Source organism: Bacillus sp. FSL R5-0434 (genome assembly GCF_038004745.1).
In the GTDB taxonomy this organism is placed as follows: domain Bacteria; phylum Bacillota; class Bacilli; order Bacillales; family Bacillaceae; genus Bacillus; species Bacillus halotolerans.
Genome location: NZ_JBBORV010000001.1, coordinates 3,032,022 through 3,052,581, shown reverse-complemented (window position 1 = coordinate 3,052,581; position 20,560 = coordinate 3,032,022). Strand labels below are relative to the sequence as shown.

Below are 20,560 nucleotides of genomic sequence, written 5' to 3'. Positions count from 1 at the left end.
TGTCTACATCCCTTCGTTTTCGAAGCGTTTAATATCCTTTTTGTGACCCATCATCACCAGGCAGTCTTGTTCGTAAATCACCTCTTCCGGTGCAGGAGAAAGGCGAACATCTCCATTATGTTTAATTGCCAGGATGGTACATCCGTACTTTGCTCTAACATTCAGATCATGAATGGATTTGGAATTCAGTTTTCGTGTTGCCAGCAGCTCAACAATGCTGTAATCATCAGATAAGTCGATATAATTCAAGACATTTTCATCAGAGAGACTTTGTGCGATTTTGACGCCCATATCCTTTTCCGGATGAATAATGCGGTCGGCGCCGATTTTTTCCAGAACCTTATGGTGATAATAATTTTGAGCTTTCACCCAAATATTTGGAATGTGAAGCTCTTTCAATAGCAAAGTGGTCAGTGTGCTCGCTTGAATATTCGCCCCTATAGCCACGACGACATATTCAAAATTACGAATTCCCAGTGAAAGCAATTCGTTTTCTTCAGTGGCATTGGCAATGACCGCATGGGTTGCGTAGGAAGCGAAGGCATTGACCTTTTCTTCGTTAATATCAATGGCAAGGACCTCATGGCCCATTCTGTGCAGCTCTTTGCAAATGCTTCCGCCGAACCGTCCAAGCCCGATGACTGCAAATTGCTTGTTTTTTATTCTTCCCAATGTTCAAGACTCCCTTAATAAAATTAGCGTTTTGAAGTAAAAAAGACCATTACAAAGAATGGTCAAAATAGACCTCCTCTCTGTATACGCCTACGAGGTTAGCTGTCGGATTAGGGATTCAGAGTACCCCTTCTTACTAAGTAAGATTCACCCCAAGGCCGTTTTGTGAAACAGCCAATCATTGGTTTCCCCGTTCGTGTTTGATTAAGCGGTAAAAGAGACTTTATGAAATTGAACACTCAAGAATTTACTCCTGTTTCTAGTGTTTGTCAATTTAAATTTAATACAAGTGAAAAGGTAACTGGAAATAGAGGGAAAAGGGAGAGGAAAAGGAGTCAAAAAACGTAAAAAAGACCGGCGTTAAGCCGGCCCTCTGTGATTATTTACAGCCGCATGGCTGAGTCGGAGGTGTGCTGCGCTTAGCCACTTCGATGCTGGCTTCCGCGTAAAATTTATTTCCGATGCTCAGTGATTTGTTCTCTGCACGGAAAGTATATGTACCAGCGGCAGGAAGCGTTTTGTTATTCAGTTTTAACTTGAATTCACCAGCGCCTAATAAATCAAGAGCCAGAGGTACCCTTACTGTTTTACCGTTATTGAGGATCTGTGTTTCGCGCAATGCATTTCCGTTCATCGTATCTTTTGTATTTGCTGTAAATCCGCTTGGCAATGTAAATTCCATCACGCCAAGGCTGAGAAGCGTGTTTGGACGGTATGTCAATTCGATATCAGAGAAAGACCATTCTGTTTTGCTCGCTCCTGTAATTGTTGCAAACAATGAAGCTGTTGATTGGGCTCTCATCGTAGACTCAGTATGAGCAGAAGATGACTTAGATTCAGCTGCAAAAGAAGCTGAAGGTGCAGAAACGAGTAAACCGAGACTTAATACACTGATGGCCAAAGAAGATAATAACTTGCGTTTCATAACAAAAATTCCCCCTAATAAGTGATAAAGATTAAAGGCCTGCCTCTGCTTTCCACCTCCTCTTAAAGGCCAAATACAAATTTTACCTACATAAAATTACCATCAAATAAAATGGAAGTAAATGGGGTGTTTTTCCCGTATTTTTCAAATTTGTAGTAAATATAGTGAAAAAACAAAAAAACGTCCGGTTTTCCAGACGTTTTTTGATTATTTTGTTTCAATTGGTATAAATTTAAAAATCTCTCCGCTCTGCACCGATTCAGCGAGACGTTTCAGCCAATCGTAGTAGGCTTTAGAACTTTCCAGCTGCTCGTATAAACGCTGCGCTTCATTCTTCGTTTCCTCATTGAGTTCTTCCTTATGCAATATCTCTTGTAAATCAGCCTGAGCCTCCTCAATTGCTGATACATTCACCTGAACTTCACGTTCCCATTTTGGCGGAAAGAAATTTGTGAAAAATTTAAAGAAATCTTTTTCGGCTACAAATGTGTGCTTACGGATGCCTCGGTGAAATGTCTTTTTCACGACATTTAAATCCTGAAGCTTTTTGACACCCGTGCTCATGCTGGGCTTGCTCATTTGCAGCTCCTCCCGCATTTCGTCAAGCGTCATCTCGTCCCGCATGTACATCGTTCCATATAATATCCCGACACTTCGGGTAATTCCGTAAAGATCCATTGTTTCAGCAATGGAGTCAATAACAAGATCCCGTGCCTGTTCTATAGCTGCAAATTCTGGATTTTCATCCATACTGACCCTCTTTTCCTTTAGAAAATTAAATTTGTTAAGTCATTTCTTTATGTTCTTTATCTTAACGAAACCTAGAGAAAAGTCAAAATGAAAATCACAATTAGGGCTTTGACAGTTTAAAAACCATATGTTAGATTAAGGTTGTTAAAAACATTAAATTTTTATTTAACAAACTTTATTTTCGTCAAGGAGGACTTAGATGAGTCAAACATTATACATTGACGGTGAATGGATCAGTGCCGAAAAAGGGCAGGTCCGCAGTATTATTAATCCATTTAATCAAGAAGAAATTGCAACAGTTAGCGAGGGCGGACGTGAGGATGCCGTTAAAGCAATCGCTGCTGCACGAAGAGCTTTTGATGCAGGAGAGTGGCCTTCTCTTTCAGGGCTTGAACGCGGAAAAATAGTTCTGAAAATTGCGGAATTAATCAGACGCGATCTAGACGAGCTGGCCGAGCTCGAATCCCTTGATACGGGAAAAACACTTGAGGAAAGCAAAGCCGATATGGACGATATCGCCAATGTTTTTCAGTATTATGCTGGTCTGGCAGATAAAGATGGAGGAGAGATCATCTCATCTCCAATCCCTGACTCAGAAAGCAAAATCATCAGAGAGCCAATTGGCGTATGCGGACAAATCACGCCGTGGAATTATCCGCTTCTGCAAGCAAGCTGGAAAATCGCCCCGGCTTTAGCGGCAGGCAATACAATTGTCATGAAGCCGAGTGAAATCACACCGCTGACGACAATGAAAGTCTTTAAGCTGATGGAGGAAGCCGGGGTTCCAAAAGGTGTCGCAAACCTTGTGTTGGGACCGGGCGCCACAGTGGGTGACGAGCTTGCTGTAAACAAAGACGTTGACTTGATTTCGTTTACAGGCGGAATTGAAACAGGCAAAAAAATCATGCGGGCGGCAAGCGGCAACGTTAAAAAAATTGCGCTTGAGCTTGGAGGGAAAAATCCAAATATCGTCTTCAAAGACGCAGACCTGGAAGTCGCGGTTGATCAGGCGCTAAACGCCGTATTTTTCCACGCCGGCCAAGTATGCTCCGCCGGGTCCCGATTGCTTGTAGAAGAAGATATTCATGACCGATTTTTAGCAGAGCTTGTCAAGCGGGCGAAACGCATTAAACTCGGAAACGGTTTTCACGAAGAGACAGAAAGCGGTCCGCTTATCTCCGCGGAGCATAGAGCAAAGGTTGAAAAATATGTAGAGATCGGACTGGAAGAAGGTGCAAAACTGGAGACTGGCGGCAAACGTCCGGAAGATCCAGCACTTCAAAACGGTTTTTTCTATGAACCTACCATTTTCTCAAACTGTAAATCTGACATGAGAATTGTTCAGGAAGAAGTATTTGGGCCAGTATTAACAGTCGAAACATTCAGTTCTGAGGAAGAAGTAATCTCACTGGCGAATGATACGATTTACGGATTGGCCGGAGCTGTATGGTCGAAAGATATTGAAAAGTGTGAACGTGTAGCAGCCCGTTTGAGAATGGGAACGGTTTGGATTAACGATTTCCATCCGTACTTTGCGCAGGCGCCATGGGGCGGCTATAAGCAATCCGGGTTCGGACGGGAACTTGGAAAAATAGGGCTTGAAGAGTACACAGAAGTCAAACATGTCTATCGCAACACAAAACCGACAGCGGTTAATTGGTTCAATTCATAAGAAGGGGAGATTGATTATGACATTAAATATGAAAGTAGAAAGCATGCATAAATTTCACACATTTGAAATTCCGACTGTGATTAAGCACGGAATTGGCGCCGTCAACCATGTAGGAAAAGAAGTAGCTGGACTGGGTGTTTCAAAAGCATTGCTTGTTACAGACCCTGGAATTTATAAAGCCGGCGTCGCAGATCCTGTCATCGAGTCATTAAAAGGGGCAGGCATTGAAGTGGTGCTCTTTAATAAAGTTGAGCCAAACCCTCCTGTACGGCTTGTAAATGAAGGTTCTGAGCTTTACAAAAAAGAGAACTGCAACGGCTTGGTGGCAGTCGGAGGCGGAAGCTCCATGGATACAGCGAAGGCCATCGGGGTAGAAGCGACTCACGAGGGAAGCGTACTTGATTATGAAGCAGCCGAAGGAAAGAAACCGCTGGAGAACCGCATTCCTCCGCTTACGACAATTCCGACAACGGCTGGAACAGGCTCAGAGGTGACGCAATGGGCGGTTATTACAGATGAAGAAAGAGAATTCAAATTTAACACAGGCGGTCCGCTGATTGCTGCGCATTTGACTGTGATTGACCCAGAGCTTCACGTCTCAATGCCGCCGCACGTAACAGCAATGACGGGGATTGATGCTCTTGCTCACGCCATTGAGTGCTACACAATGAAATTTGCGCAGCCGATTACAGACGCAGTGGCGTTGATGGCGATTGAATATGCCGCTCACTACATTAAGAGAGCATTTGCTGACGGAGAAGATCTCGAAGCCAGATACGGAATGGCGCAAGCTGCTATGCTTGCCGGTCTTTCTTACGGCAGTGAATCAGCGGGTGCTGCTCACGCCATGAGCCAAACACTCGGCGGTATCATCCCGGTTGCTCACGGTCAATGTGTAGCGGCAATGATGGGCCCTGTTATGGAATACAACTGGAAGGGCTATCCGGAGAAATTTGCCCGTATCGCAAAAGCGTTCGGCATTGATACAAGCAATATGACAACAGAAGAAGCTGCAAAAGCATCTGTCAACTGGATGTACGATCTTGTGAAAGAGTTAGAAGTACCGACTTTAGAAGAACAAGGGGTATCGCCGGACATGATCGAGCGCTTGTCAAAAGAAGCAATGAAAGATCCGCAAACCTTCGGAAATCCTAGAGATTTAAATGAGAAAGCATATAACTGGATCTACAAACGCTGCTTTAATCTTACGCCAAAAACTGTATAATGCGATGATCCCGCTCCTTTACAGAGCGGGATTTTTTTGGATAATTGAACATAAGTGACAATCCTAGAGATGAAGGACGGTGCAAGCTTATGTGGAAACGCATGACCGCAAAAACGGAAGGCTTATATGTTGCAGATACAGAAAGCTTTGTAACAAAACAAATGGACAAGCTCGATTTTGATTATGGCGGCATTCCCGGCGACTTACATTTCGGCCTGACAAAAAAAGCTGGGGCCCGAGAGCCAATGTTTTCAAGAGGAACAGAAATTTTTAACCGCAGACAAATTTCAATTGTTTCAACAGAAGAATGTGACGAAATTGCTTTGAAAATGGGAGTCCCGAGTATTTTTCCCGAATGGCTCGGTGCAAATGTTGCAATTAGCGGTATACCTGATTTCACAACATTAAAAGAAGGAAGCCGGATTATATTTCCGAGCGGCGCCGCTTTACTGTGTGAGGGAGAAAATGATCCGTGTATCCAGCCGGGTGAAGTCATCCAGTCTTATTATCCGGACAAGCCAAAGCTTGCACCGGCTTTTGTCCGCCATGCGTTGGGGATAAGGGGCATTGTATGTATTGTCGAGAGACCCGGTGCCGTGTATGCGGGTGACGAAATAATCGTTTATTCATACCAGCGGAACATCAAACAAAAAGCAGAAAGAGTCTGAATAAATCAGACTCTTTCTATTTTCTCTTTAATTTCTTTGATCTGGCTGAGGTGGCGTTTTTCGTGATGGCCGATAAATTCGATCCATTGTCTGACGGTCAGCTCTTGAAACAAGGGATGCGGCAATACTCTCTCAAAATCTTCTTCTTTAAGAGAGGCAATAACAGCTGTCAGCTGCTCCCTTACAACATCAAGCTCCCGTTTCATTTGGCTGCCTGAAATAAAATCATGATCCGGTTCAAGATGGGCCGGCGCTTTCCGTTTATTGCTTCTATCCTGTGCGGCCGTAAGCGGTTTTTCCTCAATCTCCTTAACAGGCGCTTCCTTTACTCGTTCTTTCAGCATGTTTTGGGCGGTCATATCAATTTTCTTCAAATGATCAAGAACTTCCCGTATACTCCATTCATCAGAAGAAGGCTTTTGATTCAGCTTTTCATCGGAAAGTCCTTTGACTTCATTCCATGTTTCTAATCTGGCTTCATTAAAGATACTCATCATATCTCCTCCTGAAAAAACATTACCATATATAAGGGCATTTATCATGTATAAAGCACTGTGTCGGGAACATTTATCGAAACATTTTGAAACCTTTTCCTCTGTATCTCGTATAAAAGGTAACGACGGCCGTCGGTTAAAGTAGCAGCTTAGAAAGGATGAGAAAATTGGAGTTATACGGTATTCCTGTTCAAACGATTTACCTTTACACCCTTATCATAGCCGGAAGCCTCACGCTGCTATTTTTATTTTTCGGAGATGTGTTTGAAGGGCTGTCCGAAGCTATTCCGTTTTTACACCCGACATTGGTGCTCTCATTTTTCACATTTTTCTCCGCATCTGGATATATAGGCGAAACAGTTTTCCCCCTCTCCAGCCTGATTATTGCTCTAATATCCTGTCTTCTTTCGGTGCTGCTGGTGATATTGCTCCATTTATTTGTGCTTGTCCCTTTATCATCGGCAGAAGAATCATTGACTTATCGGGAAGATGATCTTAGAGGCAGACTCGGAAAAGTCATAACCGCTGTTCCGGTTGATGGATTTGGAGAAGTACTGATTGAAGGGATAGGCGGTACGATTTCAAAATCAGCGATCAGCTTTGAAAATGAACAGATCAGTTACGGAACAGTCGTTTTAGTTGTGGATGTCAAAAACGGAGTTCTTTCAGTTACTCCGCATGAACCTTTATAAAACAAGGAGGAATGTCATATGACAATGCCGATTATCATCGTCATCGCAGTTGTATTTTTTTTACTCATCGCACTTATAGCGGTATTTATTACAAAATATCGTACGGCAGGGCCTGATGAAGCGTTAATTGTTACAGGAAGTTATCTTGGAAATAAAAATGTTCACGTTGATGAGGGAGGCAACCGCCTGAAGATTGTTCGCGGAGGAGGAACCTTTGTTCTTCCGGTTTTTCAGCAGGCTGAGCCGCTAAGTCTGTTATCAAGCAAACTCGATGTATCGACACCTGAAGTGTATACCGAGCAAGGTGTGCCTGTAATGGCAGACGGAACTGCAATTATTAAAATCGGCGGCTCTATTGGAGAAATCGCCACAGCAGCCGAACAATTTTTAGGAAAGTCAAAAGAAGACCGTGAGCAGGAGGCCCGTGAGGTACTGGAAGGCCACCTCCGTTCCATTCTCGGGTCTATGACAGTAGAAGAAATTTATAAAAACCGCGAAAAATTCTCTCAAGAAGTGCAGCGTGTCGCTTCGCAGGATCTTGCGAAGATGGGTCTTGTGATTGTCTCCTTTACCATTAAAGATGTCCGTGATAAAAACGGCTATCTTGAATCACTAGGTAAACCGAGAATTGCGCAGGTAAAACGTGATGCTGACATTGCAACCGCAGAGGCCGATAAAGAAACAAGAATTAAGAGGGCGGAAGCCGATAAAGAAGCCAAAAAATCAGAGCTTGAACGAGCGACGGAAATTGCCGAAGCTGAAAAAATCAATCAGCTTAAAATGGCTGAATACCGGCGAGATCAAGATACAGCAAAAGCCAACGCTGACCAGGCATACGATTTGGAAACAGCCAAAGCACGCCAGCAGGTGACTGAGCAGGAAATGCAGGTCAAGATTATAGAACGCCAAAAACAAATTGAATTAGAAGAAAAAGAAATTCTCCGCCGTGAACGCCAGTATGATTCTGAAGTGAAGAAAAAAGCCGATGCAGACCGCTATTCAGTTGAGCAATCTGCCGCTGCTGAAAAAGCCAAACAGCTAGCCCAAGCCGATGCCAAGAAATACAGCATAGAAGCGATGGCGAAGGCTGAAGCTGAAAGGGTCAGAATTGACGGCCTTGCAAAAGCAGAAGCTGAAAAAGCAAAAGGTGAGACAGAGGCCGAGGTTATTCGCTTAAAAGGTCTTGCTGAAGCGGAAGCGAAAGAAAAAATTGCCGCTGCCTTTGAGCAGTACGGTCAGGCTGCGATTTTCGATATGATTGTCAAAATGCTTCCGGAATACGCGAAACAGGTATCAGCACCGCTTTCAAATATTGATAAGATCACCGTTGTTGATACAGGAGGAAACGGTGATTCAAGCGGCGCCAACAAAGTCACAAGCTATGCGACAAATTTAATGTCCAGTCTGCAAGAAAGCTTAAAAGCGTCTTCGGGAATCGACGTAAAAGAAATGATTGAGAACTTTTCAGGAAAAGGCAACATCAAACAGAGCATCAACGAACTGACAAATGAATTAAAAGAAACAAAACCTGTTCAAAAATCTGAATAACCATTGCGGAAAGGATTAGAGAATGAATGGTGACTATAAGAGAAGCACGACTAGATGATATAAAGGCAATCGCAAAAGTGCATGTTGACAGCTGGGTGACAACATACAGCGGCATTGTCTCCGCTGAATACTTAAATGGTTTGAACTACAAGGATTTTGAATCCAAATGGAAAAGCCGTTCATTAAAGGGGGTCTTTGTAGCAGAAGATGAAGAAGGTTCAGTATTCGGCTTTGCATCTTTTGGTCCAATTCGTTCAGAGCAGAGCGGCTATGACGGAGAGTTGTATGCCATTTACCTTTTAGAAGAAAAACAGCGGCAAGGTGCAGGCAGAGCGCTTTTGACAAAGGGAACAGATTTTTTGCTTGATCAGGGCTTTACGAGCATGTTTGTTTGGGTCGTAGAGGAGAATCCTTCGATTAAATTTTATCAGTCGTTTTCACCTGAAAGAGCAGCCGAGGATAGTTTTGAAATCGCAGGAGAAAGCATGAAAGAAGTAGGGTTCGGCTGGCCGGATCTTGCTTCATTAAAAAATCTACTTAACGGAAGATAAAAAACAACCCCCAGCGGAACGGCCGCTGGGGGTTGTTAGATTAAGCTTTTTCAGTTTTCAGCAAGCGCGGAGCTGTCATGAACAATAAACAAAGGACAATCGCACAGATAATGAATGACGGAACCATATAAGTAGCATTATAAGTTAATGAGTAGATCCATACCGGCGTTCCTTTTGGTGCAAAGCTGCCGAAAAATACAGCCCCTGAAATCACGTGTGCAGCATAACGCAGAAAACTGCCGATAAAAACTGCGCAAATAATTGATACGATCAATTTCCCTTTTGCTCTTGATAAGGCGGATTTGCGGATAGCGGAAGCGAAAAAGCCGCTTATGCCGACAGCGGCGAACGCTGCAATGTAATCAAGCAACAGCTGAACAGGGTGCTGAAGAAATAGATTTCCGATCGCAATTTGAACGAGACCTGTCAATAGACCGGTGGTAAGCCCCGCTTTAACTCCCCAGCGAAAAGAAATCAAAAAAATCGGAATCATCATGATGGATACCGACCCTCCTTGAGGCATACGGAGGAACATTCCGGAAACGATGTCTAAAATGACAGCAGCAGCAGTCATGATTGCAATTTCAATAAGACGTACCAGTTGTCTTGATTGAGCCATAAAAATCCCCTTCCATCGATAGACAATCCAAAAGGACAACAAAAAAGCAGCACGCGGAAGGATGAGGAAAGTTCCACGCACTGCTTACAATCTGCAATTCATTTGACTTTGCCACATCCCTACGCCAGCGTTAACTAACAGGTTCAAAGGGTCAGAACGAAACCGCTCACTCTCAGCTTTTATGCTCCCCTTGTGGTCATCGGATATTTAGTTCGTTTCTACTATACAAGAAAAAGGTTAAAACAACAAGATGACATTGCCTGTAGTAAATGTTCTTTAATAGATAAATGTTTTATAAAGCATTACAAGTTAGATAGAATAAAGATGATTACAGTTTTATTGTTTTATAGATTTTTTTAAAAAACTATTGCAATAAATAATTATAGGTGTTATATTATTAAACGTCGCTGATGAACAGCAGACAAAACAAGAAGCTTTAAACAACTTTTAAAAAAGTTGTTGACAATTAAGAAGCTGAGTGTTATATTAGTAAAGCTGCTTCATTGAGAGCGGTGATGATCTTTGAAAACTAAACAAGACAAAACGTACCTGTTAATTCAAGTTTTATTATAAATCGCACAGCGATGTGCGTAGTCAGTCAAACTGAGGTCTGCACGATGTAGATCACGCAGATGTTGCCACAGGATGTGGTGAACTTAATCTGCGATCCATTTATCGGAGAGTTTGATCCTGGCTCAGGACGAACGCTGGCGGCGTGCCTAATACATGCAAGTCGAGCGGACAGATGGGAGCTTGCTCCCTGATGTTAGCGGCGGACGGGTGAGTAACACGTGGGTAACCTGCCTGTAAGACTGGGATAACTCCGGGAAACCGGGGCTAATACCGGATGCTTGTTTGAACCGCATGGTTCAAACATAAAAGGTGGCTTCGGCTACCACTTACAGATGGACCCGCGGCGCATTAGCTAGTTGGTGAGGTAACGGCTCACCAAGGCAACGATGCGTAGCCGACCTGAGAGGGTGATCGGCCACACTGGGACTGAGACACGGCCCAGACTCCTACGGGAGGCAGCAGTAGGGAATCTTCCGCAATGGACGAAAGTCTGACGGAGCAACGCCGCGTGAGTGATGAAGGTTTTCGGATCGTAAAGCTCTGTTGTTAGGGAAGAACAAGTACCGTTCGAATAGGGCGGTACCTTGACGGTACCTAACCAGAAAGCCACGGCTAACTACGTGCCAGCAGCCGCGGTAATACGTAGGTGGCAAGCGTTGTCCGGAATTATTGGGCGTAAAGGGCTCGCAGGCGGTTCCTTAAGTCTGATGTGAAAGCCCCCGGCTCAACCGGGGAGGGTCATTGGAAACTGGGGAACTTGAGTGCAGAAGAGGAGAGTGGAATTCCACGTGTAGCGGTGAAATGCGTAGAGATGTGGAGGAACACCAGTGGCGAAGGCGACTCTCTGGTCTGTAACTGACGCTGAGGAGCGAAAGCGTGGGGAGCGAACAGGATTAGATACCCTGGTAGTCCACGCCGTAAACGATGAGTGCTAAGTGTTAGGGGGTTTCCGCCCCTTAGTGCTGCAGCTAACGCATTAAGCACTCCGCCTGGGGAGTACGGTCGCAAGACTGAAACTCAAAGGAATTGACGGGGGCCCGCACAAGCGGTGGAGCATGTGGTTTAATTCGAAGCAACGCGAAGAACCTTACCAGGTCTTGACATCCTCTGACAATCCTAGAGATAGGACGTCCCCTTCGGGGGCAGAGTGACAGGTGGTGCATGGTTGTCGTCAGCTCGTGTCGTGAGATGTTGGGTTAAGTCCCGCAACGAGCGCAACCCTTGATCTTAGTTGCCAGCATTCAGTTGGGCACTCTAAGGTGACTGCCGGTGACAAACCGGAGGAAGGTGGGGATGACGTCAAATCATCATGCCCCTTATGACCTGGGCTACACACGTGCTACAATGGACAGAACAAAGGGCAGCGAAACCGCGAGGTTAAGCCAATCCCACAAATCTGTTCTCAGTTCGGATCGCAGTCTGCAACTCGACTGCGTGAAGCTGGAATCGCTAGTAATCGCGGATCAGCATGCCGCGGTGAATACGTTCCCGGGCCTTGTACACACCGCCCGTCACACCACGAGAGTTTGTAACACCCGAAGTCGGTGAGGTAACCTTTATGGAGCCAGCCGCCGAAGGTGGGACAGATGATTGGGGTGAAGTCGTAACAAGGTAGCCGTATCGGAAGGTGCGGCTGGATCACCTCCTTTCTAAGGATATTTACGGAATATAAGACCTTGGGTCTTATAAACAGAACGTTCCCTGTCTTGTTTAGTTTTGAAGGATCATTCCTTCGAAACGTGTTCTTTGAAAACTAGATAACAGTAGACATCACATTCAATTAGTAACACAAGATATCACATAGTGATTCTTTTTAACGGTTAAGTTAGAAAGGGCGCACGGTGGATGCCTTGGCACTAGGAGCCGATGAAGGACGGGACGAACACCGATATGCTTCGGGGAGCTGTAAGCAAGCTTTGATCCGGAGATTTCCGAATGGGGAAACCCACCACTCGTAATGGAGTGGTATCCATATCTGAATTCATAGGATATGAGAAGGCAGACCCGGGGAACTGAAACATCTAAGTACCCGGAGGAAGAGAAAGCAAATGCGATTCCCTGAGTAGCGGCGAGCGAAACGGGATTAGCCCAAACCAAGAGGCTTGCCTCTTGGGGTTGTAGGACACTCTATACGGAGTTACAAAGGAACGAGGTAGATGAAGAGGTCTGGAAAGGCCCGCCATAGGAGGTAACAGCCCTGTAGTCAAAACTTCGTTCTCTCCAGAGTGGATCCTGAGTACGGCGGAACACGTGAAATTCCGTCGGAATCCGGGAGGACCATCTCCCAAGGCTAAATACTCCCTAGTGACCGATAGTGAACCAGTACCGTGAGGGAAAGGTGAAAAGCACCCCGGAAGGGGAGTGAAAGAGATCCTGAAACCGTGTGCCTACAAGTAGTCAGAGCCCGTTAACGGGTGATGGCGTGCCTTTTGTAGAATGAACCGGCGAGTTACGATCCCGTGCAAGGTTAAGCAGAAGATGCGGAGCCGCAGCGAAAGCGAGTCTGAATAGGGCGCATGAGTACGTGGTCGTAGACCCGAAACCAGGTGATCTACCCATGTCCAGGGTGAAGTTCAGGTAACACTGAATGGAGGCCCGAACCCACGCACGTTGAAAAGTGCGGGGATGAGGTGTGGGTAGGGGTGAAATGCCAATCGAACCTGGAGATAGCTGGTTCTCTCCGAAATAGCTTTAGGGCTAGCCTCAAGGTAAGAGTCTTGGAGGTAGAGCACTGATTGGACTAGGGGCCCCTACCGGGTTACCGAATTCAGTCAAACTCCGAATGCCAATGACTTATCCTTGGGAGTCAGACTGCGAGTGATAAGATCCGTAGTCGAAAGGGAAACAGCCCAGACCGCCAGCTAAGGTCCCAAAGTATACGTTAAGTGGAAAAGGATGTGGAGTTGCTTAGACAACCAGGATGTTGGCTTAGAAGCAGCCACCATTTAAAGAGTGCGTAATAGCTCACTGGTCGAGTGACTCTGCGCCGAAAATGTACCGGGGCTAAACGTATCACCGAAGCTGCGGACTGTTCTTCGAACAGTGGTAGGAGAGCGTTCTAAGGGCTGTGAAGCCAGACCGGAAGGACTGGTGGAGCGCTTAGAAGTGAGAATGCCGGTATGAGTAGCGAAAGAGGGGTGAGAATCCCCTCCACCGAATGCCTAAGGTTTCCTGAGGAAGGCTCGTCCGCTCAGGGTTAGTCGGGACCTAAGCCGAGGCCGAAAGGCGTAGGCGATGGACAACAGGTTGATATTCCTGTACCACCTCCTCACCATTTGAGTAATGGGGGGACGCAGGAGGATAGGGTAAGCGCGGTATTGGATATCCGCGTCCAAGCAGTTAGGCTGGGAAATAGGCAAATCCGTTTCCCATAAGGCTGAGCTGTGATGGCGAGCGAAATATAGTAGCGAAGTTCCTGATTCCACACTGCCAAGAAAAGCCTCTAGCGAGGTGAGAGGTGCCCGTACCGCAAACCGACACAGGTAGGCGAGGAGAGAATCCTAAGGTGATCGAGAGAACTCTCGTTAAGGAACTCGGCAAAATGACCCCGTAACTTCGGGAGAAGGGGTGCTCTGTTAGGGTGCAAGCCCGAGAGAGCCGCAGTGAATAGGCCCAGGCGACTGTTTAGCAAAAACACAGGTCTCTGCGAAGCCGTAAGGCGAAGTATAGGGGCTGACGCCTGCCCGGTGCTGGAAGGTTAAGAGGAGCGCTTAGCGTAAGCGAAGGTGCGAATTGAAGCCCCAGTAAACGGCGGCCGTAACTATAACGGTCCTAAGGTAGCGAAATTCCTTGTCGGGTAAGTTCCGACCCGCACGAAAGGCGCAACGATCTGGGCACTGTCTCAACGAGAGACTCGGTGAAATTATAGTACCTGTGAAGATGCAGGTTACCCGCGACAGGACGGAAAGACCCCGTGGAGCTTTACTGCAGCCTGATATTGAATGTTGGTACAGCTTGTACAGGATAGGTAGGAGCCTTGGAAACCGGAGCGCCAGCTTCGGTGGAGGCATCGGTGGGATACTACCCTGGCTGTATTGACCTTCTAACCCGCCGCCCTTATCGGGCGGGGAGACAGTGTCAGGTGGGCAGTTTGACTGGGGCGGTCGCCTCCTAAAAGGTAACGGAGGCGCCCAAAGGTTCCCTCAGAATGGTTGGAAATCATTCGCAGAGTGTAAAGGCACAAGGGAGCTTGACTGCGAGACCTACAAGTCGAGCAGGGACGAAAGTCGGGCTTAGTGATCCGGTGGTTCCGCATGGAAGGGCCATCGCTCAACGGATAAAAGCTACCCCGGGGATAACAGGCTTATCTCCCCCAAGAGTCCACATCGACGGGGAGGTTTGGCACCTCGATGTCGGCTCATCGCATCCTGGGGCTGTAGTCGGTCCCAAGGGTTGGGCTGTTCGCCCATTAAAGCGGTACGCGAGCTGGGTTCAGAACGTCGTGAGACAGTTCGGTCCCTATCCGTCGCGGGCGCAGGAAATTTGAGAGGAGCTGTCCTTAGTACGAGAGGACCGGGATGGACGCACCGCTGGTGTACCAGTTGTTCTGCCAAGGGCATCGCTGGGTAGCTATGTGCGGACGGGATAAGTGCTGAAAGCATCTAAGCATGAAGCCCCCCTCAAGATGAGATTTCCCATTCCGCAAGGAAGTAAGATCCCTGAAAGATGATCAGGTTGATAGGTCTGAGGTGGAAGTGTGGCGACACATGGAGCTGACAGATACTAATCGATCGAGGACTTAACCTAATTTCTAATGATGTCACACCTGTTATCTAGTTTTGAGAGAACACTCTCAATTGTTTGGTGGCGATAGCGAAGAGGTCACACCCGTTCCCATGCCGAACACGGAAGTTAAGCTCTTCAGCGCCGATGGTAGTCGGGGGTTTCCCCCTGTGAGAGTAGGACGCTGCCAAGCAATTGCACGTTAGTGCAATTATGGAGGATTAGCTCAGCTGGGAGAGCATCTGCCTTACAAGCAGAGGGTCGGCGGTTCGAGCCCGTCATCCTCCACCATTCTTACTATACATAATATGTTTACATATGAGCCGGTGTAGCTCAATTGGTAGAGCAACTGACTTGTAATCAGTAGGTTGGGGGTTCAAGTCCTCTTGCCGGCACCACTATTATATGATATAATACTCAAGTCTCTTGTAAGAAGAGCCATTAGCTCAGTTGGTAGAGCATCTGACTTTTAATCAGAGGGTCGAAGGTTCGAGTCCTTCATGGCTCACCATTTATATGTTGCGGATGTGGCGGAATTGGCAGACGCGCTAGAATCAGGCTCTAGTGTCTTTACAGACGTGGGGGTTCAAGTCCCTTCATCCGCACCATTTCTGCGGAAGTAGTTCAGTGGTAGAACACCACCTTGCCAAGGTGGGGGTCGCGGGTTCGAATCCCGTCTTCCGCTCCAACTATACCATCCACGCCGGGGTGGTGGAATTGGCAGACACACAGGACTTAAAATCCTGCGGTAGGTGACTACCGTGCCGGTTCAAGTCCGGCCCTCGGCATTATAATTTGCGCCCGTAGCTCAATTGGATAGAGCGTTTGACTACGGATCAAAAGGTTAGGGGTTCGACTCCTCTCGGGCGCGCCATAATCTACATGAAATCGGGAAGTAGCTCAGCTTGGTAGAGCACATGGTTTGGGACCATGGGGTCGCAGGTTCGAATCCTGTCTTCCCGACCATTCTTGGGGCCTTAGCTCAGCTGGGAGAGCGCCTGCTTTGCACGCAGGAGGTCAGCGGTTCGATCCCGCTAGGCTCCACTTGATTTCAATATATGATTTGGCGGTGTAGCTCAGCTGGCTAGAGCGTACGGTTCATACCCGTGAGGTCGGGGGTTCGATCCCCTCCGCCGCTACCAAAGGACCTTTAGCTCAGTTGGTTAGAGCAGACGGCTCATAACCGTCCGGTCGTAGGTTCGAGTCCTACAAGGTCCACCACAATACGGAGGAATACCCAAGTCTGGCTGAAGGGATCGGTCTTGAAAACCGACAGGGGTGTCAAAGCCCGCGGGGGTTCGAATCCCTCTTCCTCCGCCATATATATTCTTGCATTTTATCATCGCGGGGTGGAGCAGTTCGGTAGCTCGTCGGGCTCATAACCCGAAGGTCGCAGGTTCAAATCCTGCCCCCGCAACCAAACAAATATATCCTTTTAAATAAGGAGCGCCCGATGGGTGCAACTAATTAAAATGGTCCGGTAGTTCAGTTGGTTAGAATGCCTGCCTGTCACGCAGGAGGTCGCGGGTTCGAGTCCCGTCCGGACCGCCATTTAAATAATAAGGCTCGGTAGCTCAGTTGGTAGAGCAACGGACTGAAAATCCGTGTGTCGGCGGTTCGATTCCGTCCCGAGCCACCATTTACAAATATATATATTTTGGCGGTTGTGGCGAAGTGGTTAACGCACCAGATTGTGGCTCTGGCATTCGTGGGTTCGATTCCCATCAATCGCCCCAAAAAATTGCGGGTGTAGTTTAGTGGTAAAACCTCAGCCTTCCAAGCTGATGTCGTGGGTTCGATTCCCATCACCCGCTCCATTTCTATATCGTCATGGGCCTGTAGCTCAGCTGGTTAGAGCGCACGCCTGATAAGCGTGAGGTCGATGGTTCGAGTCCATTCAGGCCCACCATACCATGACTTTTACGTTCCACAGTAGCTCAGTGGTAGAGCTATCGGCTGTTAACCGATCGGTCGCAGGTTCGAATCCTGCCTGTGGAGCCATATGGAGAAGTACTCAAGTGGCTGAAGAGGCGCCCCTGCTAAGGGTGTAGGTCGTGTAAGCGGCGCGAGGGTTCAAATCCCTCCTTCTCCGCCATGACGGCCCGTTGGTCAAGCGGTTAAGACACCGCCCTTTCACGGCGGTAACACGGGTTCGAATCCCGTACGGGTCATCCTGAAACCTTGCATATCCTGCAAGGTTTTTTTGTTTTCTAAAACTATATGATATGCGTCTGATTTTGTTTTTTATTCTATATCAAATTTACAACAAAAAACTCCATATCTTTTGTTTTTCTTCAGAAAATGAAGTTTTATGTCAATAAATATAAGCGCTTTCTAGAAAGGGCTTTTTTTTATTTCTACGAATAAATAATATAAATGAAAACTATGATGTCAGAAAGGATGATTACATGGCCGCTGCCAGCCCAACAGCACATGATGTTTATCTTTTTCACGAAGGCAGTCTGTTTAAAAGCTATCAGCTGTTTGGCTCGCATTATCGCGAGCTGAATGGCCAAAGCGGGTATGAATTTTGTGTGTGGGCGCCTCATGCGTCAGAAGTTCGAGTGGCTGGAGATTTTAACAGCTGGTCAGGTGAGCTTCATGTTATGCAGAAAGTTAATGATCATGGCATTTGGACGTTATTTGTTCCAGGTTTGAAAGAAAAGGAACGATATAAGTATGAAATCGTGACAAATAGCGGAGAGACCATGCTGAAGGCAGACCCGTATGCTTTTTATTCAGAAGTAAGACCGAATACGGCGTCTCTTACTTACGATCTTGCAGGGTACAGCTGGAATGATCAAAAGTGGCAGAAGAAGCAAAAAGCTAAAACGATATATGAAAAGCCGGTTTTTATTTATGAGCTTCATCTTGGTTCATGGAAGAAGCATCCCGATGGCACGCTTTACTCCTATGAAGAATTAGGCCAGTTTCTTATTCCTTATATCAAAGAGCAGGGATTTACCCATATCGAGCTGCTGCCCGTTTATGAACATCCTTATGATCGCTCTTGGGGTTATCAAGCAACGGGGTATTACAGCCCGACAAGCCGATTTGGCACGCCTCATGATTTGATGAGGTTTGTTGATGAATGCCATCAGGCAAACATCGGCGTCATACTTGATTGGGTCCCCGGACATTTTTGTAAAGATTCGCATGGGCTTTATATGTTTGATGGAGCGCCGCTTTACGAATATCAAAAAGAGCGTGACAGGGAGAACTGGCTGTGGGGCACCGCTAACTTTGATTTAGGAAAACCGGAAGTTCATAGTTTTTTAATTTCTAATGCGTTGTACTGGGCGGAATTCTATCATATAGATGGTTTTAGGGTCGATGCCGTGGCTAATATGCTGTATTGGCCAAATCAGGATGAACGCCATACGAATCTCTATGCAGTTGAATTTTTAAAAAAGCTAAATCAAACAATGCGGGAGGCATATCCGCATGTCATGATGATAGCGGAAGATTCCACCGAATGGCCTCAAGTAACAGGTTCTGTTGAGGAAGGGGGACTCGGCTTTCATTTTAAATGGAATATGGGCTGGATGAATGATGTGCTGAAATATATGGAGACGCCTGCTGAACAAAGGCGGCACTGCCATCAGCTTGTGTCTTTTTCCTTGCTTTATGCGTTTAGTGAACATTTTGTATTGCCATTTTCTCATGACGAAGTCGTCTATGGAAAAAAATCACTTCTTCATAAAATGTCTGGCGACTATTGGCAGAAATTTGCCCAATATCGGCTTTTACTCGGTTATATGACGGCTCATCCCGGAAAAAAACTCATTTTTATGGGATCAGAATTTGCCCAATTCGATGAATGGAAAGATACAGAGCAGCTTGATTGGTTTTTGAACTCCTTCCCCATGCATCAAAAAGCAAGTGTTTTTACTCAAGATCTTCTCCGCCTTTATCAAAAAAGCAAAATCCTTTATGAAAATGACCATCGTGCTCAATCATTTGAATGGATTGATGTCCACAATGAGGAGCAATCAATCTTTTCTTTTATTCGGTATGGCAGACGGCACGGTGAGGCGCTTATCATCTTATGTAATTTTACACCCTCGGTCTATCATCAATACGATGTTGGCGTTCCCTTTCTTACCCAATATATCGAAGTGTTGAACAGTGATAATGAAAAATATGGGGGCTCAGGTCAATTGAATAAAAAGCCGTTGGCAGCCAAAGCTGGAGCTGTTCATCACAAACCGTGCTATATCACAATGACAATCCCCCCTTATGGCATTTCGATTATGCGGGCGGTGAAAAAAAGAGGAGAGATAAATGAATGAAAAAACAATGTGTGGCTATGCTCCTTGCCGGCGGGAAGGGCAGCCGTCTCAGCGGATTAACAAAAAACATGGCAAAACCGGCCGTATCTTTTGGGGGAAAATACAGGATTATTGATTTTACGCTCAGCAACTGTTCGAATTCAGGCATAGACACAGTAGGCATCTTAACGCAATATCAGCCGCTGGAGCTGAATTCCTATATTGGCATTGGCAGTGCATGGGATCTTGACAGGCACAATGGCGGCGTTACGGTATTGCCTCCTTATGCTGAGTCATCCGAAGTGAAATGGTATAAAGGGACGGCAAGCGCAATTTATGAAAATCTCAATTACCTGAACCAGTACGATCCTGAGTATGTGCTGATCTTATCAGGCGATCACATTTATAAAATGGACTACGGCAAAATGCTTGATTTTCATATTGAAAAGAAAGCGGATGTGACCATCTCCGTGATTGAAGTAGGATGGGAAGAAGCGAGCCGATTCGGCATCATGAAGACAAATGTAGACGGGATAATCACACATTTTGATGAAAAGCCTAAATTTCCAAAGAGCAATTTGGCATCCATGGGTATTTATATTTTCAATTGGCCGCTCTTGAAGCAATACCTTGAGATGGATGACCGGAATCCGTATTCAAGCCATGACTTCGGCAAAGACATCATTCCTTTGCTTTTGGAGGAGAAAAAGAAGCTTTCCGCTTATCCGTTTAAAGGATATTGGAAGGATGTCGGCACGGTGCAGAGCTTATGGGAAGCCAATATGGATTTGCTGAAAGACCAGTCTGAGCTAAGGCTGTTTGAACGCAATTGGAAGATTTACTCTGTCAATCCGAATCAGCCTCCGCAATTTATTTCGCCTGAGGCGCAGGTTCATGACTCACTTGTGAATGAGGGGTGTGTTGTTTATGGGAATGTGTCTCACTCCGTTCTATTTCAAGGTGTCACCGTCGGTAAGCACGCAACGGTCAAGCGTTCAGTGATTATGCCGGATGTGACAATCGGTGAGCATGTCGTGATTGAGAATGCTATCGTGCCCAAGGGCTTAGTGCTTCCGGATGGCGCAGTGATTAAATCTGAAAAAGACATTCAGGAGGTACTGCTTGTTTCGGAGGAATTTGTAGAGAAAGAATTGATTTAATGACTGAAGAGGAGGCAG

At 46.2% G+C, this 20,560-nt stretch carries 13 protein-coding genes, 21 tRNA genes, 3 rRNA genes and 2 riboswitches; of the genes, 32 read left to right on the top strand and 5 right to left on the bottom strand.

The window, feature by feature from the left end:
• Positions 1-3 precede the first annotated feature (3 nt).
• From NYE43_RS15900 to cudC, 3 genes are all read right to left on the bottom strand, one after another.
• Entirely contained in the window at positions 4-672 is a 669-nt protein-coding gene (locus NYE43_RS15900; RefSeq protein WP_024122619.1) for a potassium channel family protein, read from the bottom strand.
• A 71-nt stretch (positions 673-743) separates the two neighbouring features.
• Positions 744-893, bottom strand: a riboswitch (cyclic di-AMP (ydaO/yuaA leader).
• Positions 894-1,051: 158 nt separating this feature from the next.
• A complete protein-coding gene (gene bslA, locus NYE43_RS15895; protein WP_103672559.1) occupies positions 1,052-1,597 on the bottom strand; it encodes a biofilm surface layer hydrophobin BslA in 546 nt (181 codons plus the stop codon).
• A 207-nt stretch (positions 1,598-1,804) separates the two neighbouring features.
• On the bottom strand, positions 1,805-2,347 hold the full coding sequence (gene cudC, locus NYE43_RS15890; RefSeq protein WP_106019451.1) for a choline uptake/conversion transcriptional regulator CudC: 543 nt from the start codon (positions 2,345-2,347) through the stop codon (positions 1,805-1,807).
• A gap of 199 nt (positions 2,348-2,546) precedes the next feature.
• Here cudC and betB point away from each other — a divergent pair, with 199 nt between their 5' ends.
• The 3 genes from betB (at position 2,547) to NYE43_RS15875 (ending at position 5,912) form a co-directional block, all read left to right on the top strand.
• Positions 2,547-4,019 (top strand): betaine-aldehyde dehydrogenase, encoded by a 1,473-nt coding sequence (gene betB, locus NYE43_RS15885; protein WP_341062210.1) that lies wholly within the window; start codon positions 2,547-2,549, stop codon positions 4,017-4,019.
• Positions 4,020-4,035: 16 nt separating this feature from the next.
• Positions 4,036-5,244: a choline dehydrogenase gene (gbsB, locus tag NYE43_RS15880; protein WP_095713945.1), complete on the top strand. Its 1,209-nt coding sequence runs from the start codon at positions 4,036-4,038 to the stop codon at positions 5,242-5,244.
• A gap of 89 nt (positions 5,245-5,333) precedes the next feature.
• Positions 5,334-5,912 carry an MOSC domain-containing protein gene (locus NYE43_RS15875; RefSeq protein WP_341062209.1) on the top strand — a complete coding sequence of 193 codons (579 nt, stop codon included), beginning with the start codon at positions 5,334-5,336 and terminating at the stop codon, positions 5,910-5,912.
• 5 nt (positions 5,913-5,917) lie between these two features.
• Here NYE43_RS15875 and NYE43_RS15870 read toward each other — a convergent pair whose 3' ends face one another.
• A complete protein-coding gene (locus NYE43_RS15870; RefSeq protein WP_101860055.1) occupies positions 5,918-6,406 on the bottom strand; it encodes a DinB family protein in 489 nt (162 codons plus the stop codon).
• A 167-nt stretch (positions 6,407-6,573) separates the two neighbouring features.
• On the opposite strand from NYE43_RS15870, the gene NYE43_RS15865 reads away from it, so the two are divergent.
• From NYE43_RS15865 to NYE43_RS15855, 3 genes are read left to right on the top strand one after another with little or no spacing between them, the layout of a single operon-like run.
• Positions 6,574-7,098 (top strand): NfeD family protein, encoded by a 525-nt coding sequence (locus NYE43_RS15865; RefSeq protein ID WP_101860056.1) that lies wholly within the window; start codon positions 6,574-6,576, stop codon positions 7,096-7,098.
• Between the two features lie 18 nt (positions 7,099-7,116).
• Entirely contained in the window at positions 7,117-8,646 is a 1,530-nt protein-coding gene (gene floT / locus NYE43_RS15860) for a flotillin lipid rafts scaffold protein FloT (protein WP_059292679.1), read from the top strand.
• Between the two features lie 26 nt (positions 8,647-8,672).
• A complete protein-coding gene (locus tag NYE43_RS15855; protein ID WP_326323607.1) occupies positions 8,673-9,197 on the top strand; it encodes a GNAT family N-acetyltransferase in 525 nt (174 codons plus the stop codon).
• 40 nt (positions 9,198-9,237) lie between these two features.
• On the opposite strand, the gene thiT is transcribed toward NYE43_RS15855, so the two are convergent.
• Positions 9,238-9,816, bottom strand: a complete 579-nt coding sequence (gene thiT / locus NYE43_RS15850) for an energy-coupled thiamine transporter ThiT (protein ID WP_101860057.1) — start codon at positions 9,814-9,816, stop codon at positions 9,238-9,240.
• A 99-nt stretch (positions 9,817-9,915) separates the two neighbouring features.
• Positions 9,916-10,017, bottom strand: a riboswitch (TPP riboswitch).
• Between the two features lie 471 nt (positions 10,018-10,488).
• On the opposite strand from thiT, the gene NYE43_RS15845 reads away from it, so the two are divergent.
• From NYE43_RS15845 to NYE43_RS15720, 26 genes are all read left to right on the top strand, one after another.
• Positions 10,489-12,038 (top strand): 16S ribosomal RNA (locus NYE43_RS15845).
• Between the two features lie 169 nt (positions 12,039-12,207).
• Positions 12,208-15,135: ribosomal RNA gene (locus tag NYE43_RS15840) — 23S ribosomal RNA — on the top strand.
• Positions 15,136-15,188: 53 nt separating this feature from the next.
• A 5S ribosomal RNA gene (rrf, locus tag NYE43_RS15835) occupies positions 15,189-15,304 on the top strand.
• Together the 16S, 23S and 5S rRNA genes with 21 tRNA genes alongside form the textbook arrangement of a ribosomal RNA operon.
• Positions 15,305-15,326: 22 nt before the next feature.
• A tRNA-Val gene (locus NYE43_RS15830) sits at positions 15,327-15,402 on the top strand.
• Between the two features lie 31 nt (positions 15,403-15,433).
• Positions 15,434-15,509: transfer RNA gene (locus NYE43_RS15825), tRNA-Thr, on the top strand.
• Between the two features lie 37 nt (positions 15,510-15,546).
• Positions 15,547-15,622, top strand: a tRNA-Lys gene (locus tag NYE43_RS15820).
• Between the two features lie 10 nt (positions 15,623-15,632).
• A tRNA-Leu gene (locus NYE43_RS15815) sits at positions 15,633-15,719 on the top strand.
• Between the two features lie 5 nt (positions 15,720-15,724).
• Positions 15,725-15,799, top strand: a tRNA-Gly gene (locus tag NYE43_RS15810).
• Between the two features lie 14 nt (positions 15,800-15,813).
• Positions 15,814-15,899: transfer RNA gene (locus NYE43_RS15805), tRNA-Leu, on the top strand.
• 9 nt (positions 15,900-15,908) lie between these two features.
• Positions 15,909-15,985, top strand: a tRNA-Arg gene (locus NYE43_RS15800).
• Positions 15,986-16,000: 15 nt separating this feature from the next.
• Positions 16,001-16,077, top strand: a tRNA-Pro gene (locus NYE43_RS15795).
• 5 nt (positions 16,078-16,082) lie between these two features.
• Positions 16,083-16,155 (top strand) — tRNA-Ala (locus NYE43_RS15790).
• A 21-nt stretch (positions 16,156-16,176) separates the two neighbouring features.
• A tRNA-Met gene (locus NYE43_RS15785) sits at positions 16,177-16,253 on the top strand.
• A 2-nt stretch (positions 16,254-16,255) separates the two neighbouring features.
• Positions 16,256-16,332 (top strand) — tRNA-Ile (locus NYE43_RS15780).
• 6 nt (positions 16,333-16,338) lie between these two features.
• Positions 16,339-16,431: transfer RNA gene (locus tag NYE43_RS15775), tRNA-Ser, on the top strand.
• Between the two features lie 23 nt (positions 16,432-16,454).
• Positions 16,455-16,531: transfer RNA gene (locus NYE43_RS15770), tRNA-Met, on the top strand.
• Positions 16,532-16,585: 54 nt separating this feature from the next.
• Positions 16,586-16,662: transfer RNA gene (locus tag NYE43_RS15765), tRNA-Asp, on the top strand.
• A 12-nt stretch (positions 16,663-16,674) separates the two neighbouring features.
• Positions 16,675-16,750: transfer RNA gene (locus NYE43_RS15760), tRNA-Phe, on the top strand.
• A 21-nt stretch (positions 16,751-16,771) separates the two neighbouring features.
• Positions 16,772-16,847 (top strand) — tRNA-His (locus NYE43_RS15755).
• A gap of 7 nt (positions 16,848-16,854) precedes the next feature.
• A tRNA-Gly gene (locus tag NYE43_RS15750) sits at positions 16,855-16,928 on the top strand.
• 15 nt (positions 16,929-16,943) lie between these two features.
• A tRNA-Ile gene (locus NYE43_RS15745) sits at positions 16,944-17,020 on the top strand.
• 17 nt (positions 17,021-17,037) lie between these two features.
• A tRNA-Asn gene (locus NYE43_RS15740) sits at positions 17,038-17,112 on the top strand.
• A 3-nt stretch (positions 17,113-17,115) separates the two neighbouring features.
• Positions 17,116-17,206 (top strand) — tRNA-Ser (locus tag NYE43_RS15735).
• Between the two features lie 4 nt (positions 17,207-17,210).
• Positions 17,211-17,282, top strand: a tRNA-Glu gene (locus NYE43_RS15730).
• Positions 17,283-17,519: 237 nt separating this feature from the next.
• Positions 17,520-19,403, top strand: a complete 1,884-nt coding sequence (gene glgB / locus NYE43_RS15725; protein WP_151174468.1) for a 1,4-alpha-glucan branching enzyme — start codon at positions 17,520-17,522, stop codon at positions 19,401-19,403.
• The gene (locus tag NYE43_RS15720) at positions 19,400-20,542 is read left to right on the top strand and encodes a glucose-1-phosphate adenylyltransferase (protein WP_326323285.1); all 1,143 of its coding nucleotides are present in this window, start codon (positions 19,400-19,402) and stop codon (positions 20,540-20,542) included. The genes glgB and NYE43_RS15720 overlap by 4 nt, the downstream gene beginning before the upstream one ends.
• Positions 20,543-20,560 lie beyond the last annotated feature (18 nt).